Below are 17,727 nucleotides of genomic sequence, written 5' to 3' on the forward strand. Positions count from 1 at the left end.
ACCAACTTTCTCAAAACAGGGAAAGCCTGTGACTAATCTTTACAAATTGTTGGGTTTGAAGCCCCGTAAAAGTGCTGCCCAAAGCTGAAATGAGCGCTGGGGCGATCTCACAATTGAGAAGGCTGACTGCGCTGCCGGCGGGGCGCTGTCCAGAAGGGCTTCCAACTCGGCAACAGCTGCCGGTGGCGTCTGCTGCCGCGCCGTCCAGTCGGCAAAATCCACCGGCACCTCCCACTCGGCGATTGCCGCCAGTGGCATCCCAGCCCTTTCTCCCGCCGCTTGCCACTCGGAAATCATCCAGTCCCGGCTGTGGGAGGGGTCGCGCAGCAATTCTATCCGGTTGATAAATTCTGCCATTGCCGCGTCTTCCGGAGAAATAATATCTGTTACGAGGAATTGCCCGCCCGGTTTGAGCACCCGGAGGATTTCTGTAAGTGCCGGCGTCAGGTCGGGGAAGTGATGGGCGACATACCGGCACGCCACAATATCGAACTGGCTGTCTGCAAACGGAAGTTGAGTCGCGCCGGCTTCCTGGAAGCGCACATTAGCAATCCCTCGCGCTGCAGCTTGCTGGGTGGCAACGGCTCGCATTCCCGGGCTGAGGTCGATGCCGGTGACTTCGCGGACGTGGGGCGCGAAGGCCAAAGCGGTGTGACCGGCACCGCACCCGACATCGAGGACAGTCATGTCAGGTGCCGGTGAGCCGGTTTGCACCATCAGCCCCAAGTCGTGCCCCTTGGCAAATATTGGCGACGTGGCATAAGCCCCCGCCGCCCGGTTAAATTGCTCTCGGACTGTTTCAGAGTGTTCCATTTTTGTATAGCATTAGCCACATTGGTTAGGACATTAGACTTTGAGGCATGGCGCACGCCGTACCTACGCATATACCTCGCAGGACGTAGGACAGGCGTCTCGCCTGTCCTAATGTCCGAAACTAACTGTCGATTGGTATAATTCCTGGAGCGAAAATCGGCGTCGCACATTTGTGGTAAAAAGTTTATCCGGCAATTGTGCAGCGAAAATGTTTCAGCCTTCATCCGTGCTCCCCACACCCTCATTAAAACTTGGCCAGATGCGGTCGCAGAAAAACAGCGTCCCAGAGGCCACGCACAGGGGAACCGCTAGGAGATTGAGCAGCGGAACGCTCACCAAACCCAAACAAACCAGAGCAAAACTGCCACTCGCCGGCAAACTGCCGCGTATTGCCCGCAGCTTCTCCCGAAAAGGCAGACGCCGGCGCTCCAGAGGCGCGTCCAGAAAGTCAATACAGACGAGCGTTGCCGCCAGCGCCACACCGCCGGCAGAAGAGATCGCAGTCCCCACTCCCGGCACGAAATTCAGCAGCAGCAGCGGCACACCCACCTTAACCGCCAGCCCCAGTTTATTGAGCTCGTGCGCCAGCGCTCGCCCAATATCGCGGAGAATTGTAGCCGCAGTTTGCGGTTCCGCTACCGGCAGCTTGCCGGTGCGCAGCAGCTCCAGCTGTTCCGAAAGCTGGCCATAAAACGGCGCGCCCAGGATCACCCCGAATTGCACCAGCAAAAAGCCGGTGGCGACGAGCAGCAGCAGCACCAGCACCACCCGCAGCAGCCATCCCAGCCCAGCATCCAGCCAATCCAGCACCGAAAGCCAAGACAGCCAAGCCGGCAAATTAGCAACCCAGGCGTCTGTTTTGGCGTCCAAACCGGCAATCAGGGCGTTAACCCCTCGCAAACCGGGAAATAGCAATCCTGCATACAGCCCAATACCGGCAGCCAGGTTCACCAAAATAGGAACCAGCACGTAGCCCCAAAGGCGCGGCGTGCGAACTAGCAAAAAAAGCGCTCGCAACGGATAAGTCGCACCGGCGATCAGTCCCACCGGTGCGTGAATCAGATTAGGCATTGGTCTTGACTGCTGTTCTGCCGAAATACCTAACTCATTATACCCCCTATCGATAACACTTCTAAATAATTTGTGCGCTCCCCTCTCTCCTTTCTTTACTTGGCGAACAGGCGCGTCTTGGCGGTTCATAAAAAAATAATTTTCATCCCTCAACCCTAAACTTCTCGCTCCCAGAACCGGCCTGGGAACGAGAGCTTTTCCCCAAAACTACTCGCCAACAGATCCTTTCCCGAAGAATTTCGGCGGTTCTGCCAGAGTGTAAACTTGGGTTTCGGCTGCGATCGCCTGCCGCAAGTGCAGGGGCAGCTGCAATATCCCCAGCAGCGTCGTGCCGTCCAGCATGCGGAACCCGCCGGTGGTTTTCTCAGCGAGCAGCTGGTTGACGGTTTCGGGATCGGGCCGGCTGTCGATGGCTTGAGCGGAGCCGAGGACAAACCCCCAGGGCATCCCGTAGCTGGGGGTGTAGCTGGTGTAGGATGTGACACTTGGGAAAACCGCACTCACCGTCCGCACCAAGCGGGCGTGCAGGGTCAGTTCCGCTGGGCTGACCGGCCCGGCTTGGAGCACGAAAAATCCAGAGGGCGACAGCACGCGGCGGGCTTTCTCGAAATACTCTTTGGTAAACAGCTGGAATGATGGCCCGGACTCGATGGGGTCGGACAGGTCGGAAATGACGATATCCCACTGCTCGCTGGTGGTGTCCAAGAAATCCAGGGCGTCCCCGATCACCAGTTCGAGGCGGGGGTCGTCGAAGACATTCTGGTGCATTTCAGGCAGGTGTTCGCGGCAGGCTTCCACGACATCGCCGTCAATGTCAACCATCGCTACTTTCTCAACGCTTTTCCAGCGCAGCGCTTCCCGAACTGTGGCCCCCTCGCCGCCGCCGAGGATGAGAACTTTTCGGGGGCTACCGTGAAAAATCATGGCTGGGTGTACCAGGGGTTCGTGGTACAGGAACTCGTCGCCGGTGCAGGACTGCCACTTGCCATCGAGCACGAGCCCTTTGCCGTAAGCGCCGGTTTCTACGATGTACATTTCCTGATACTGGGTTTTTTTGTATGCCAGGACTTGCGTCACGCCGTGAACGTAGATGTCCCAAGGGGTGATGTACTCGCTCACCCAGAGATCGGCCCGAACTTCGCTACCTGCCATAAAACACCCTCCTTTCCCCTAAATTGACAAACTCCATATTGTACCGCATTCACGGGGGGATATTGTTGCTGCCGGTGCGGTGAATTTGCCGATTTTACAGTGACTCCAGGCGGATTCGATATCAGTTGAGAGAGAATGGGGGCTGGAAAGCGTTATAGGGAAAGGGATGCGGTACAGCCAACTGGGCTCTAGCGAGCTGCGCGTTTCTGAGATATGCCTCGGGACGATGACTTTCGGGCAGCAGAATACGATTGAGGAGGCGCACCGGCAGCTGGACTGCGCGGTTGCCTTTGGGGTGAATTTCATCGATGCGGCGGAAATTTATCCAGTGCCGCCACGGGAAGAAACTCAGGGGCGAACGGAGGAATATATCGGTAAGTGGCTGGTTAAACAGCAGCGGGACAAGCTGGTTGTGGCCACGAAAGTTGCCGGTCCGGCGCGCAGTATGGCTTGGATTCGGGGCAAGGACAGGAAAATCGACCGGCGCAATGTGGGAGAGGCGGTGAGCCAGAGTCTCCGCCGGCTGCAGACGGATTATATCGATCTGTACCAGATCCACTGGCCCGACCGTTATGTCCCTAGCTTTGGCCAAACGATTTATGACCCAGCTCAGGAGCGGGATACGGTGCCGGTGGCGGAACAGCTGGCGGTGTTTGGGGATTTGATAAAAGCTGGCAAGATTCGCTATCTGGGGCTGAGCAATGAGACGCCTTGGGGGGTGTGCGAGTTTTGCCAGCAGGCGGAGCTGCTGGGCCTGCCGAAAGTGGTGTCTGTACAGAATGCTTACAATTTACTGAATCGGGTGTTTGAGGTGGGGATGGCGGAAGCGTGCCGGCGGGAGGGTTTGGGAGTGCTGGCCTACAGTCCGCTGGGGTTTGGCACGCTCACCGGCAAGTACCTGCAAGGGCAGCCGGATATGGCGCGGATGAGTTTATTTGCCAATTTTGGCCTCCGGTATCGAAAGCCGAATGTGCCTGAGGCGGTGGCGGCGTATGTGGGAGTTGCCGGCAAGTACGGGCTCGGACCGGCTCAGATGGCGCTGGCGTTTGTGCGCGAGCGCACTTTTGTCACGAGTACGATTGTCGGGGCGACGAGTCTTGAGCAGCTGCAGGAAAATCTGGCCAGTGTTGAGGTGGTGCTGGACAAGGAAATTTTGGCGGAGCTGGATGCGGTGCACGCGCGATATCCCAATCCGGCTCCATAAGGCGTTTGCCCGCTCGGGGGTTTGACCATCAGGGTGGGTGGCACTGTAGCGACCTTGCTTTTGGCTCACAGATAATCAAGGAGGACTGCCCCACGTTTTCCCCAACCCTCCGCCACTTCACGGGGCGGGGATCTGTTGCAGGGACAGTGGGTGACTTTCCGAAAACAAAAAACGCCCATCGCTGGGCGTGTCCATCAGGGTGCATCTACATGTTTTCAGTATAGCGGGGGTGAGGGGTAATAGCCTACACCCCGCTACAAAAATTTACAATTCGAGCCGGCAGGCTAGAAAAGGTTTGTAGTTGGGCTAAAGCCCAACCAGCGTGGCCGAAAACAAAAAACGCCCATCGCTGGGCGTGTCCATCAGGGTGCATCTACATGTTTTTACTCTAGCAGGGGTGAGGGGTGTCTGCCTACACCTCTATAAAAAAATTTACAATTCGAGCCGGCAGGCTAGAAAAGGTTTGTAGTTGGGCTAAAGCCCAACCAGCGTGGCCGAAAACAAAAAACGCCCTTGCGGGGCGTGTCCATCAGGGTGCATCTACATGTTTTTACTCTAGCAGGGGTGGGGGGTGTCTGCCTACACCTCTATAGAAAAATTTACAATTCGAGCTGGTGGGAGCGTTTGTAGTTGGGCTTTAGCCCAACCGGCGTGGCCGAAAACAAAAAACGCCCATCGCTGGGCGTGTCCATCAGGGTGCATCTACAATGTTTTTACTCTAGCAGGGGTGGGGGGTGTCTGCCTACACCCCTATAGAAAAATTTACAATTCGAGCCGGTGGGCGGATGGAGCCGGGGTGCCGGTGCGCTCAAGGAATGCGCCCGACCTGTTGCAGGTGCCATTCCAGCAGCACCGCCCGACATTGCAGGCAAGTGGTCCAGCAGGGCGCGAACACCGGCTCCTGTGGCGGGGTAGGTTGCGCCGGTGCAGCCGGCGGGTATGGCGGCTGTGGGGTGGAGTTCTGCGACAAAGCCGTAGAGTTTTTGGTTGGAGAAGGAGCTATTGACAGCCCAGCCTATCGTGTTGAGCGGGGTGAGGTGGCAGATGGCACTGGTTTCGACACCCAGCTCCCGCTGCAGGATCGTCGGCACCGCTGTTTCCGGGGTTTGGCCAGGAGGCACGCGCCCGCCGGCAAAGTCGAGCGTTGCTTGGCCCAGTCCGGGCCGGTAAGTTGGGGGCGGCAATATTAGGTTGCCGTTTTGCAGGGTTAAGATGACGGCTGAATCGGCTTTTTCTACGCGCCAGTATTCTAAGATTCGCCCCCGGTTGTCTTGGAGATGCTCTCCGATTAAGGTTAGCCAGGGGGAGCGGATTTCGACGAATTTGTCTAGGGTTTGCCAGCCGTTTTCGGATGAGTTCATTTGGGGATTGAGCTGTTTCTATTTTGGGGTTATATTAGCTCTGTCTGGAGAGCCGGCGCACAAAGCTATGCCGGTGGGTTCCGCACACCGGCTCTCCACCTGGATGCCTAGATTCCAGGCGACTGTACGCGAAGCGTTCCCGTAGGGTAGGCGCGGCTATACAGACTTTCGCCCGCCTGCGCGGGCTTTATATATACCGGCTCTCCGCCTGGATGCCCCGAAGGATAGGGTGCGTTCCCTCAAGGGAGTGCCCCTGTGATGGAGCAGTGTCAATGGGGAACGCACCCCACCTCTTGACTGAACTATTGACAAAGCTATAAGCTGTGACAAAATGGGTATTGCCCACCTAAGTCGTTACCAGCTTGCCGCGCAGCAGGACTGTATGGCTACCGATCCGACTAAAGTTAGCCCAGAAGAAATCGCTCAGTATCGTCAGCAACTGGCTGCTTATCCAGAAGCTCTGGATGCCCTTGATTTAATTGAAGAAAATGAGGGGGATTTAAAACAGGCAGCTAGTTTGTTAGCGCTAGAGTCTGGAGCAACAGTCTCCAAAGCAGTCCCGAATATTCTAGACGAATTCGCCCAGAAATGCCGCTCTGTCATTTGTGATGAACTCTTCATCAATGAGTTAATGACGGGAGTGCTAAGTGCTGGAGTCGGAATTTTGGCATCGAGTGGCCAGATCCCAGCAGCCCTAGCAACTCCAGTCGTTATCTATTTAGCAAAAATCGGAGTCAGAAAATGGTGCGAGTCTAACAAGTAATATCATATCCGCTTGCATGGGTTGTGTATACATAGCCTTGTAGGGGCGGGTTCTGCCAAGATATTTCTGGCACAGAGCAGAATATGAATAAACCCGCCCCTACCCCCTCCGCACAACAACGGTGCTAGCGGATATGATATAATATTGTGTCCTGTCGCATCGCTATTATTTGCATTAAGGCAGGAGGCGGGGGAACCCCGCTTCTAGAAGCCCGCCTATTTTTATAATAGATTACCCGTGCGTCCGAACAGGATATCAATATTAGATCCCAGCAGCTGTAAAAGCAGCCCAGTCAAACGGGCTAGCGAAAGGATGAGGGCTGGGGCTATTGATTCGCTTGCTAGCGCCTGTTAAAAATGCCTTTTTTGACCGGGGTTTTCCTTGGAATATTTCCTCGATTTGTGGCAGGATTTTCTCCAACATTTTTTGGCCCTCCTCACGGGTGAGATTGCGCAGCCAAATCTGGGCTTGATTGAGAGCGAGAGCCACATCACCTTCCTGCAATTCTTGGTAATTTCTCAGCGTTTCTCTCAGGTTTTCATAGAATTTAATCAGTAAGAAGGCGGTAGAGACTTGATCCACTGTCCACAGGGTGCAAACCACACTGGGACTGCCGGCATACAGAAAGCCGCTGGGTAAACCAATGTACTCATCGCTGGTATTGTCGAAATCAATCAATCCAGTTTCGCAAGCAGAAAGCGTGAGCAGGCGGCACTGTGCTAAATTAAGTGTGAAGATGGTATCTAAGGTAAGGCACTTGTTTAGGTCAAGCACTGTACCGTCAGACAAAGGTAGATGGTATTCTGAATCGAGTGTAGCTGGTGGGGGGTTGAGATCGGCACCTGCCGGGATTAGGGCAGATTTCCGGGGATTGGCAAAGTTAAAGTAGCCGTGACAGCTGAAGTGGACGCAGTGAGCGGCGTTGAGGGAATCCTTACTGATAGCTTCTTTGGTAGCCTTTGATTGTTCGAGGACATCAGCTGATTCAAAGTAGGTTTTGATAACTGCAACTTCCAGATCGGCGTAGTCCAGGTCTTTAGTGGGATTTTGGACAGCAAAGAGATCAGTAAAGTTGGGGCGCTCTCGCTTCTGGACAAGTTGCAAAAGCTGGCAGCTAGGGGCGTAGCTCACACCTCTGGGGAAGCGAGCGAATAAGCTGGATTCCCCTTGCACCGGCAAGGCATGAAGCGGGAACAAATGTAAAGCACGGTGGGGAATCAGTATTAACCTGTCGCACGCTGTTGGAATTTTGTCAAGGATGCCGTCAATATGCAGGATATTGGCCAGCAAATGCAGGCGTGTGGTCAGGCGGCGCTGCCAATGGGATTTGTGCGTGCTGTATGCCCTAAAATACCCATTTGCCCAATTCTCCAATTTTTTCAGGTCTTTAGGCTCAGAGGTAACAACGATGGGCGACTGGGTTTCGCTGGTGAAGATGAAGGTGAGCAGTTTGTCGCCTGTAATGTACCACTGGACAACAGCGGTGCAGTCATCTAGAGTGTTCCGGAATCGGTCAAACTGGAAGCCATCACCGATGGGCAGGTAGCGGTCTTGCAATTCGTTGCGCTGCTGTCGCAACTGCTGGAGATGCTGGGCTAGGGCAGTAGGGTTTTCGGCTGTGGCATTTTGGAGTTGGTACTGACCGCTGGCAATTTCATCTCGGAGTTGTTCCAGTTGCTGGGCAACTTCTGGGGGGAAAAGGCTGTGGATGTCGCGACTGAGAATAAGTTCCACCAAGTTGCGGGTTTTGCTGCGCTCTACATATTCGATGGCTTTGGTGTCGTTATCCAGTTTCAGGCACACTTCTACCATGCCTCGATAAAGCTCATTCCACTCTTCGGCTAATTTTTGCTTGTCCTCTTCTCGTCCAGAGCCGGTAATAATCTCGCCGCGCAGGGATTCTACCGTGTCAATACTTGACTTAAAGGCAGTATAGGCATTTTCAAACTGTCTGCCGTCTTGGTAGGCAAGACCGAGGTTGAATGAGGTTTCGGCATGGTTTTGGGGAAACCGTTCGCAAGTGTCTTCCTGCAGCGCCTGTTTATAGTAGTGAATCGCCAGCTTGATATTCTTTGCCCTCTCCCCCCGGATGCGATTACTGTAGGCATTGCCCAGATTGTTTTGGGTTATTGCCCAATCTTCGGGAAACCGCTGGCGGGTGCGTTCCAGCAGCGCTTGTTGATAGCAGTATATCGCTTGCTCGATATTCTCTGCCCTCTCCCCCCGGATGCGGTCACTGTAGGCAAAACCCAGATTGTTTTGCGTCTTTGCCCACTGTTCGGGAAACCGCTGGTGGGTGTATTCCAGCAGCGCTTGTTGATAGCAGTCTATCGCTTGCTCGATATTCTCTGCCTTCTCCCACCGAATGCGGTTCCTGTAGGCAAGACCCAGATTGTTTTGCGTCATTGCCCAATCTTCGGGAAACCGCTCGCGAGTATATTCTGTCAGCGCTTGTTGATGGCACTCAATCGCCAGCTCGATATTCTCTGCCCTCTCCCCCCGGATGCGGTAACAGTAGGCAGTGCCCAGATTGTTTTGCGTCATTGCCCATTCCACTGGATAGGTTTCGCGAGGAAAGACGCTGGCAACAACCTTATAGCCGGCAATGGCAATCTCCAAATTAACCCCCCGGTTGCCTAGTGGGAAATCCTTAATCCGGTTGCTGAAATTGACAATATCTGCCGCCATGCTTCTGGCGCGTCTGGGTTCTTCTCTCGGCAGAGTCTGCGCAGCCCACGCTTGCAATACCCAAACCAAGTTCTCATCCAGGTTGTCCAGGTTCCGCTGCAACAGGGGGTAAACCACTCGCCGATCTCCCTTGCTATCTAAGGTTGCCTGCAGCACCTCCATCAAAAATCTCAACCTCGCCTGTCGCGCATCTTCCGTCATCCCCTGCTCCTCTCCTGCCCCCGCCACACCCGATAATGGGGGTGGGGTGGAGGAGTCGCCCATTTTGCCACTCAGTTGGGCGACCAGTTCTTGCAAAGCATTCAAAGCTTCTGGATTGCCCCCCTCTGCCATCTGAGACATTACCATCGCGCCGATATCCACCGCAATCTGGCGCAGAAAGTTGGCTATTTTCCCGTTGCCTCGTGCTTCCTGTATCTCTGCCAGCTGTGCCACTGTCCGCACTAATCCCTCGTCCAGCAGGTCTGGGTTTGCTGCCAATATCTTTGGTTCCTCGCCGCTGGGGCAATCCAGCAGCGCTTTCATGAGTTGCAAATAGGCTTGGAGGCGCTGTTCGTCCATAGCTCCACTCTGGGGGTGACATTCCTATTATATAACCCAAATTGCTACCTGCAAGCCCAAGTATTCAGATCCCCCCAAACCCCCCTTAAAAAGGGGGGCTTTGAGAATTCCCCCCCTTTTGTAGGGGCGGGTCCCTGTGCCACTGGTGTCAACTTAAGCTCTTGGCGATTGAAATCGCGGCTATACAAACCAAGTCCGCCTACGCGGACTTAAGAGAATAGCTACAATCTTAAAACCCTTGCCTTGCGGGTTTTGTCTGTATAGCTGCGGTTTCAACCGCCGGGAGACTATGGGACACAGCTTAAGTTGACACCAATAGTCCCCGTGCCCGCCCCGGCTAGGGGGGGATCTCACCTAACTAAAAAAGGGGGGCTTTGAGAATTCCCCCCCTTTTTGTAGGGGCGGTGCCCCTGTGCCCGCCCCGCCCCGGCTAGGGGGGATAGATTCTAACTCACTCGCAGGTAGCAACTTGAGTTATTTTTATCTGCCGGTGACTGAACTTGCCCCTTTTCCTCCTTTTTCCGCAACGAGGAATAGCGAGGAATCCCACAAAAATCCTACCCCAGCACCTCATCCACCGTAAAACTCACATCAGCAAACGCCCCCACCACGGCACTTTCTCCCCGCCGGCACTTGAGCACCTCCCCGTACCCCTCCCCCGAAGGATGCCGGTGTACTTCCACACATCCCTCATTAATATCCACCAGCCAAACTTCCGGAATTACCGCTTCCGCATAGAGCGGAATTTTCACCAGCCGGTCTGCTTCCACCGTGTCCGCCACTTCCACTATCAGGAAAATATCCCCTGGTTTTGGATGCCCAGATTCATAGAAATCTTCGCGAGGTTGCAGCAGGGTCAAATCAGGTTGGGGTTGAGATTCCTCGCTTAGTTCTACTGGATCTTGAGCGCCAACTATCGCTCGTTCGCCTAGCCGTTGAGAGAACAATCTAATCAACCGCTTTACACAAGCCGCGTGACGCCGGCCAATTGGTGACATTTTAACAATCTCTCCTTTTATAAGTTCTACCCTGTCATCTTTTGTGAGAATCCCCGCTTCAACCATCTGCCGATACTCTCGCACAGTGAACAGCCGTCTGAGCAACTGAACAGACATGATAACCTCCCTAACCTCAGGCTATTCCATTTCCTCCTATTATACTCTAATAAGGGGGAAGTTGTAAGATATTAGTCCATTATTTTTTGGAATTTGTTGCTGCCGGTGTTGTCTCCCGCATACCCTTTCTAGGGCGAAACCTGGAAGGGTTAAATCTCTTGCGGTTTGAATCGGCTTGTGGTATAAACGGAGGCAGAGCCTCCAGAGTAACGTTCCCAGGCTCCGCCTGGGAACGAGGGAAAACCTGGCATATTTTGAGAGTCTCTCTCTACTCTTAGCCCGCGCAGGCGGGCTTCGTCTGTATAGCCGCGATTTCCAATCGCCTGGAACCTGGCTAATCGCCGAGTAACTAGCTTGATAACTAGCAGAAACGAGGGTAAAATTTTGGGCTAAAGTCCAACTACGAACCTTTTGGGCTAAAGCCCAACTACGAACCTTTGGGCTGAAGCCCAACTACGAACCTTTTGGGCTAAAGCCCTACTACGAACCTTTTGGGCTGAAGCCCAACTACGAACTTTTGGGCTAAAGCCCAACTACGAACCTTTTGGGCTAAAGCCCAACTACGAACAACCGGCACAAAGACTAACCTAGCGCCTCATCCACCCGGATATTCAGATCGGGATACGCCCCCAAATAAATCCGCTCACCGCGCACATATCTCCGCCCCTTCCTGTACCCCCGCTTCTCCGAAGGTTGCCAGTAAACTTCTACGCATTTGTTTTTCATATTCACCAGCCAGACTTCAGGAATGCCGATAGTTCCATAAAGGGGAATTTTCGTGTAACGCTCAGCTTCAACCGTCGTGTCAGCCACTTCCACTACCAGCAAAATCCCCTGCGGTTTCAGCTCGCCGGCTGTTACAAACTCTGCCCGAGGGATAAGAAACGTCAAGTCCGGATGCGCTTGATATCTCTCACTGAATTTTACCGTCTGCTGACAGGCAACCAGAAGTTGCCCGCCTACCTTTTCCGCAAATAATCCAACCAACCGCTTCACACAGGCATCGTGGCGATCGCTATTGGAGAAAATTGGTTTGTAAACTTCTCCTCGCTTTTCTGCAAGCTTTCTGCAAAAATCATCTACCGAGGTGTACTGCAGCGCCCCTCTCACATTAATAATCATCGCAACCTCCGCATTGGCTAGCCCTACAGATTATACCAATTTGATTTAATTGTGCAACAGATGTTTCTTCCTCCCCCCTTTTTAAGGGGGGCTGGGGGGGCTCTGAACTGTTTGATGACAGATAGGTAAAAATGTCCCGCTCCCAGCTGATAGCCAAAAACCCGGTTTCTTTAATAACCCGGCTTCTTAATACTTATATCACATTTCCGCCAAATTCATCTGCCCGCGATAGCCGGTGACAATCCGCGAACCGTCTTTTAGAATGTGAATCTCCATCTGGTCACTCGCCCAAGTGATTTTATCATTAAATGCCGGATTGAACACGTGCACCCGCTGGTTGCGAGAAGACACCGGCGAATCCGGGGAATTAATTGCCAGCGACTCGACATAAGGACCATCTATCAGAATGTCCAGCTCGGCTAACAGCTCCTGCGCTCCCGCCGGCGCATTCTCCCCTTGCAGTTCCTTGAGCGTAAATCCGCTAAAAGACATCACGCTAAAACCGGCAGCTTTCAGTATCCGCGCCAGTTGCGCCAGTGCCGGGGCCTGCCAAAATGGCTCACCCCCAGAAAACGTCACCCCTTCATTGCGGGGATTGCTCAAAATCTGCTCCGCCAGCTGTTCCACCGGCACCAGCTGATTGATCTCAAATGCCCAAGAAGCCGTATTGAAACACCCCCCACACTCGCGAGCGCACCCCTGCACCCACACCACCGCACGGCACCCAGGGCCATTCACCTCAGACTCATCTACATAGCCCATAATATTCAAATATCCGGCGGGAATCTCCACCTGCCACGGCGATACATTTGCTGCCTTGCTTGTCATCTTTTTTCTCCCTTCAAGTGTAAATTTGAAAACTCCTTACATCCGGTTGATTACTTTTAATCCTTTCTGGCAATCAGCCAAAGCAATCAACCGGAAATCATCCTAAGCTCACGCCGGAGCGCAGCGCACAGGGATGCCGGTGGCGCGTTCAATCTCACCGGCAAACTCCTGCAGCGCACCGGCACTGACGCACTTGAGCACCTGCACCGCATAGGGGCGCGCTTCAGGGCTGTGATTTCCCCGCGCATCCAGCTCGTGCTTGAGCGGTTTGGGGCGCGTCGGCGTGTTCAGCTGAATTTCTGCCGGCGCTAAAGACTGCACCCAGCGGATGTATTCCGCTCGCTCCAGAGCATCCCAATTTGTAAGAATCATCGTTTGAATCCCCAGCTTCCCCCGATAGCTGGAGCGAAATTCCTGCAAACCGGCCCAGATATCTTCCAGCTGAATTCCCCCGACAGGCCGGTTCACCCGCCGCAGCTTGTCCGCAGACACCGCATCGATCTTAACCGCCACTTTATCAGCCAGTGCCAGCGCCGCCCGCACTTGTGGATCGCCCAGTAAAGTGCCATTTGTCAAAACCACCGTTTGCCGTGCCGTAAGTTCTTTGATGCCGGCAAGAATCTCCCCCAAATTTAACGCCAGAGTCGGCTCCCCACTGCCGCTGACGGTGATAGCGTCCACATCCCAAGGGGCGAACGGTTGCAAATCTTCCAGGATTTGCGCCGTCGGGATAAACACTTGACGCGCTCCCGTCTTCAACTCAATTTCCCCCAGCTGGCAGTAGGCGCAGTTAAAGGAACACGCAGACACCGGCCCAATCGGGTCAACCCCAAGCGAGCGCCCGTAGCGCCAAGACTTGACCGGTCCGTAAACCGAAGCAAACTTTGTTTCAATCACAGTCACCCTCCTTAACCTTCAATCTTAAACCTCAAACCCCTCAGCTTCACCCCCGCCTCTTCTAGCGCTCAGCCCGTCAATTTTTTCGTATTTACGGTTACGTTTTAAGCCTTCTGCGGCGTGCTGCCGGCAGAACTTGCCTGCTTGCCTACCTGCCGGCCAGTTCTGGGCCACGATTCCTGCGCCCCGCTTTTGTTAAAGTAGGTTACAAATATTGAAGTTTTGTGTCATAATATTAATTTTTATGTCTCGCTTTGTGCCGCCAACAACAGGATAGCACAGAGGTGACAGAATCGGAAAGCTTTTTAAGCTTAATTAAAGGTGACATTAAAAAATACTAAATTTGGTGGGAATTCTACGGAAAACCTTTTATCCTAAAAGTAGCCGCGACTGCCAATCCTTTTAGAAGGGATTGCTATGGCGGGCTATTTGGGCTACCTCACAGCAGAAGAAGGCTGCCGCATAAAGTCGGGTTTTCTTCTCTTAGAGAGGGCACGCTTTGCCGGAAACACGACCCACACTTCACGGAACGCCCTTCCTGCAGAGGCAGAGAGAGCGAGTAATCCGCAAGGAAGAATCCCATCTGTCTGTAAAGGATTGGCAGTCTGGCAAAGGATAAATAGCGCTGACTGGCTAGCGATCTATCAATTTAAACAGTCATTCAAAACAAATAAAAGCCAGTCAGGGAAGGTGATAGAGGGGCGAAGTCACCCGCTCCCGCCTTTTGGGGGCGCACCTTCCAACCGTACCGTTTAGCGACAGGATAAATTCGCTATGAGTACCGCAATTCAACGCAGACCAGAACTAGACGTAGGGGGCGCGTGGGAGCGCTTCTGTAACTGGATTACCAGTACCGACAACCGGATTTACATCGGCTGGTTTGGCGTGCTGGCGATTCCGACGCTTCTAGCCGCTTCCATCTGTTTCATCATTGCCTTCATTGCCGCACCGGCAGTAGATATGGAAGGGATTCGCGAGCCGGTGGCCGGCTCCTTAATCAGCGGCAACAACATCATCACAGCTGCCGTCGTGCCCACCTCCGCCGCCATTGGCTTGCATTTTTATCCAATTTGGGACGCCGCCTCTGTTGACGAATGGCTGTATAACGGCGGTCCGTACCAGCTAATCGTCCTGCACTTCCTGATAGGGGTGTGGTGCTATTTGGGGATGATGTGGGAGCTCAGCTACCGGTTGGGCATGCGCCCCTGGATATCCCTAGCCTTTTCCGCGCCTGCGGGTGCGGCGACCGCTGTCTTGCTAGTGTACCCCATCGGTCAGGGCAGCTTTTCTGAAGGGCTGCCCCTGGGAATCTCCGGCACCTTCCACTTTATGTTAGGCTTCCAGGCAGACCACAACATCCTCATGCACCCCTTCCACATGCTGGGCGTTGCTGGGGTGTTTGGCGGTGCCTTGCTCAGCTCGCTGCACGGCTCCCTAGCCACCTCAACGGTGATTCGCAAGACGAGCGACACAGAATCCGCCAATGCCGGGTACAAGTTTGGCCAGCGCGAGCGCACCTACAACCTGCTAGCCGGTCACTACGGCTATTTAGGCCGGCTGCTGGTCCCACCCCTGGGGATGCGCAACGAGCGCTCTATGAACTTCCTCCTGGCGGCTGTGCCCACCATCGGCATCTGGTTTGCCACTGCCGGCGTGTGCAGCATGTCCTTCAACCTGAATGGATTTAACTTCAACCACTCGATTCTCGACGGTGCCGGTCACCCCATCCACACTGACGCAGATATCCTCAACCGGGCCAACCTGGGAATCCAAGTCATGCACGAGCCAAACGCCCACATATTCCCGGAGGTCCTGTCTTCTGCTCAGACAGTGCCGGTGACTCTTGCAGGTTAGCTTTAGCGCATTGAATTTACACTATCCATCGCTACCGGCTCGTTCGGGGGCGGGCGCGCTTTCCCGCCCCTACAGGCTGGTAACGCCAAGCAAGCCAGCTCTGTTTCCTTCCAATAGATAGGCAAATTATAGCAGCAGTCATATTGGGAACGGACATCAGTGGCCTGAGAATAAAAGGCGTAGGGCAGGCGTCTCGCCTGCCCTCTCAATCTAATGTCCGCGCCCTAACTGGCTGCTGCTATAAAAGCAAAACAGCTTAGCTTTGGCCAGCCCGAGTGCCGGCAGCCCGGTATCATGCATTTAATTCGCAGCATATTGTCTTTATTTTCGCAACCAGCATGATTTTTTTGAAAGCAATTGGGAGGCAGAGCTTCCTTCCAGACAAAGCAGATTAAAAGCACAACAGCATATCCGGGCCGGTGGCACCGATTTTATATCGCTACAGGGGCGGGGCACACCCAGACTATTTGCGACACAGCTAAAGGTTGCGATCTACCCGCCCCCGCCCTACCGCCAGCGATGCCAAGGGACATCGCACAAGCCTGCAGGGCCAAGACAGCCTAAATTTAAACCAGCGTTCCGGTTTCCGGAGCGCTTTTTTTGTAGTTTTTATAATTTCCCACTTCCCGAAGGCGAACTTATCGGAGAGAATTTGCCTGGTTAAACAACTACTGCCGCCACCAAAAGTGGCGTAAGGAGTGAGGAGACAGTATATGACAGATCGAGACCTGTTGTTGTTTGGGAGGCAGCAGCGAACCGCGATCGCGCTGATTGCCGTCTTTGGCCTGTATGACATTTGCAGCCGCTTGCCTTCGCTGCAAGCTTTCGCGCAGGGGATACCCTCACCGGCAAGCGAAGTCAACTGGCAGGACCTGGCAGCCCCACTGCTAGCCGGCATCAAGTCAGTGAGCGAGCCCAAACTGGAAGTATCCTTGACCGGCAGCGCCAATAATCCCTCGCCGCCAGAGGTTGCGCCACCCCCGCTCTTTTCAGCACCGAAGCGGTTTCAAGGGGAGATCGTCGATCGGGCACAGCTGAGCGGGGACGAGAAAGTCATCGCCCTGACCTTTGATGACGGTCCCTGGGAGCAAACCCCAGAGGTGCTGGGCATTCTCAAAGAAATGGACGTAAAAGCGACGTTCTTCTGGATTGGCAAAAATGTGCAAACCTATCCAGAAATCGCCAAGCAAGTCGTTGCCGCCGGTCACGCAATTGGCAACCACACTTGGGATCACCCCACCAGTTACATGGATCGGGAGACAGCAGCCAAACAAATTGACAGCACAAATGACCGTATCTTAGAGACGGTTGGGGTAAAAACCACACTGTTTCGCCCACCGGGGGGCGCACTGCGCAATGGGCTAGCCGATTACGCCCGCAACAGCCAGGATGTCGTTGTCCTGTGGTCAGTTGACACCCAGGACTGGCAGGCGAGCACCTCCGTAGAGATGTTGGTCAGCACAGTCCTCAATGAGGCCAAGCCCGGTGGCATTGTCCTGATGCATGATGGTGGCGGAAACCGCTGGAGGACCGTGCAGGCTTTGCCCGCTATCATCGCCGGGCTCAAAGAGCTCGGCTACCGGTTTGTGACGGTGCCCCAGTTGCTGGAAATGCAAGAGAGGGAAATCATTGCGGCACAGGCAAAAGCCGCACAAACAGCCGCTGCCCAATCTAAACCGGCTCTTCCGCCGCAGTAATCGAGTTTTCCCGGGGCTCAATGCCAGCACGTCTGGCAGCCGGTCGGGGATTCCCTGTTTTTCTGGCTCCCAAAGCTCCCCCTCACACAGGAGGGGCTTTGGGGGGGTGAAGTTCTGAGCGCCACCAGAGCCGGCTCGCGAGTGCCGGTGGGCTGTTTGTAGTTGGGCTTTAGCCCAAAAGTTTGTAGTTGGGCTTTAGCCCAAAAGTTTGTAGTTGGGCATTAGCCCAAAAGTTCGTAGTTGGGCATTAGCCCAAAAGTTTGTAGTTGGGCTTTAGCCCAAAAGTTTGTAGTTGGGCTTTAGCCCAAAAGTTTGTAGTTGGGCATTAGCCCAAAAGTTCGTAGTTGGGCATTAGCCCAAAGGTTCGCAGTTGGGCTTTAGCCCAAAAGTTCGTAGTTGGGCTTTAGCCCAAAAGTTCGTAGTTGGGCTTTAGCCCAAAAGTTCGTAGTTGGGCTTTAGCCCAAAAGTTCGTAGTTGGGCTTTAGCCCTACCCGGTGCCGCCGGCTTGACCCTACAAGAAACATGCTAGCGAACATTATATCAGTCATCTGGGAACTGCCAGCACGAGATGCGCTCCACATCGGAACTGCCGCAGCCGGCA

General features: G+C 54.1%; 13 protein-coding genes. 4 read left to right on the forward strand and 9 right to left on the reverse strand.

What is annotated here, in order from left to right; all coding sequences use genetic code 11:
- Nucleotides 1-39: 39 nt before the first annotated feature.
- From OSC10802_RS0121250 to OSC10802_RS0121260, 3 genes are all read right to left on the reverse strand, one after another.
- Nucleotides 40-813 carry a class I SAM-dependent methyltransferase gene (locus OSC10802_RS0121250; protein WP_017718785.1) on the reverse strand — a complete coding sequence of 258 codons (774 nt, stop codon included), beginning with the start codon at nt 811-813 and terminating at the stop codon, nt 40-42.
- A gap of 213 nt (nt 814-1,026) precedes the next feature.
- Nucleotides 1,027-1,884 (reverse strand): EI24 domain-containing protein, encoded by an 858-nt coding sequence (locus OSC10802_RS0121255; protein ID WP_017718786.1) that lies wholly within the window; start codon nt 1,882-1,884, stop codon nt 1,027-1,029.
- A gap of 207 nt (nt 1,885-2,091) precedes the next feature.
- Nucleotides 2,092-3,036: a fused MFS/spermidine synthase gene (locus OSC10802_RS0121260; RefSeq protein WP_017718787.1), complete on the reverse strand. Its 945-nt coding sequence runs from the start codon at nt 3,034-3,036 to the stop codon at nt 2,092-2,094.
- 166 nt (nt 3,037-3,202) lie between these two features.
- Between OSC10802_RS0121260 and OSC10802_RS0121265 the strand changes: the two genes are divergently transcribed.
- The gene (locus OSC10802_RS0121265; protein ID WP_017718788.1) at nt 3,203-4,240 is read left to right on the forward strand and encodes an NADP(H)-dependent aldo-keto reductase; all 1,038 of its coding nucleotides are present in this window, start codon (nt 3,203-3,205) and stop codon (nt 4,238-4,240) included.
- A gap of 713 nt (nt 4,241-4,953) precedes the next feature.
- On the opposite strand, the gene OSC10802_RS41090 is transcribed toward OSC10802_RS0121265, so the two are convergent.
- Nucleotides 4,954-5,601, reverse strand: coding sequence for an NUDIX hydrolase (locus OSC10802_RS41090; protein ID WP_232731720.1), 648 nt, complete (start codon nt 5,599-5,601; stop codon nt 4,954-4,956).
- Nucleotides 5,602-5,932: 331 nt separating this feature from the next.
- Here OSC10802_RS41090 and OSC10802_RS0121275 point away from each other — a divergent pair, with 331 nt between their 5' ends.
- The gene (locus tag OSC10802_RS0121275; protein ID WP_017718790.1) at nt 5,933-6,364 is read left to right on the forward strand and encodes a hypothetical protein; all 432 of its coding nucleotides are present in this window, start codon (nt 5,933-5,935) and stop codon (nt 6,362-6,364) included.
- 261 nt (nt 6,365-6,625) lie between these two features.
- Here OSC10802_RS0121275 and OSC10802_RS0121280 read toward each other — a convergent pair whose 3' ends face one another.
- From OSC10802_RS0121280 to OSC10802_RS0121300, 5 genes are all read right to left on the reverse strand, one after another.
- The gene (locus OSC10802_RS0121280) at nt 6,626-9,613 is read right to left on the reverse strand and encodes a CHAT domain-containing protein (RefSeq protein ID WP_017718791.1); all 2,988 of its coding nucleotides are present in this window, start codon (nt 9,611-9,613) and stop codon (nt 6,626-6,628) included.
- 557 nt (nt 9,614-10,170) lie between these two features.
- Nucleotides 10,171-10,728 carry a Uma2 family endonuclease gene (locus OSC10802_RS0121285; RefSeq protein ID WP_017718792.1) on the reverse strand — a complete coding sequence of 186 codons (558 nt, stop codon included), beginning with the start codon at nt 10,726-10,728 and terminating at the stop codon, nt 10,171-10,173.
- Between the two features lie 582 nt (nt 10,729-11,310).
- A complete protein-coding gene (locus OSC10802_RS41095; protein ID WP_017718793.1) occupies nt 11,311-11,850 on the reverse strand; it encodes a Uma2 family endonuclease in 540 nt (179 codons plus the stop codon).
- Between the two features lie 198 nt (nt 11,851-12,048).
- A complete protein-coding gene (locus OSC10802_RS0121295; RefSeq protein ID WP_017718794.1) occupies nt 12,049-12,678 on the reverse strand; it encodes a 4Fe-4S single cluster domain-containing protein in 630 nt (209 codons plus the stop codon).
- Nucleotides 12,679-12,786: 108 nt separating this feature from the next.
- On the reverse strand, nt 12,787-13,581 hold the full coding sequence (locus OSC10802_RS0121300) for a radical SAM protein (RefSeq protein WP_017718795.1): 795 nt from the start codon (nt 13,579-13,581) through the stop codon (nt 12,787-12,789).
- Nucleotides 13,582-14,349: 768 nt separating this feature from the next.
- Here OSC10802_RS0121300 and OSC10802_RS0121305 point away from each other — a divergent pair.
- Nucleotides 14,350-15,429 carry a photosystem II reaction center subunit D1 gene (locus OSC10802_RS0121305; protein ID WP_017718796.1) on the forward strand — a complete coding sequence of 360 codons (1,080 nt, stop codon included), beginning with the start codon at nt 14,350-14,352 and terminating at the stop codon, nt 15,427-15,429.
- 713 nt (nt 15,430-16,142) lie between these two features.
- Nucleotides 16,143-17,126, forward strand: a complete 984-nt coding sequence (locus OSC10802_RS41100; RefSeq protein ID WP_017718798.1) for a polysaccharide deacetylase family protein — start codon at nt 16,143-16,145, stop codon at nt 17,124-17,126.
- Nucleotides 17,127-17,727: the final 601 nt, after the last annotated feature.

The sequence above is a fragment of the Kamptonema formosum PCC 10802 genome, from assembly GCF_000332335.1.
Lineage (GTDB): Bacteria > Cyanobacteriota > Cyanobacteriia > Cyanobacteriales > Oscillatoriaceae > Oscillatoria.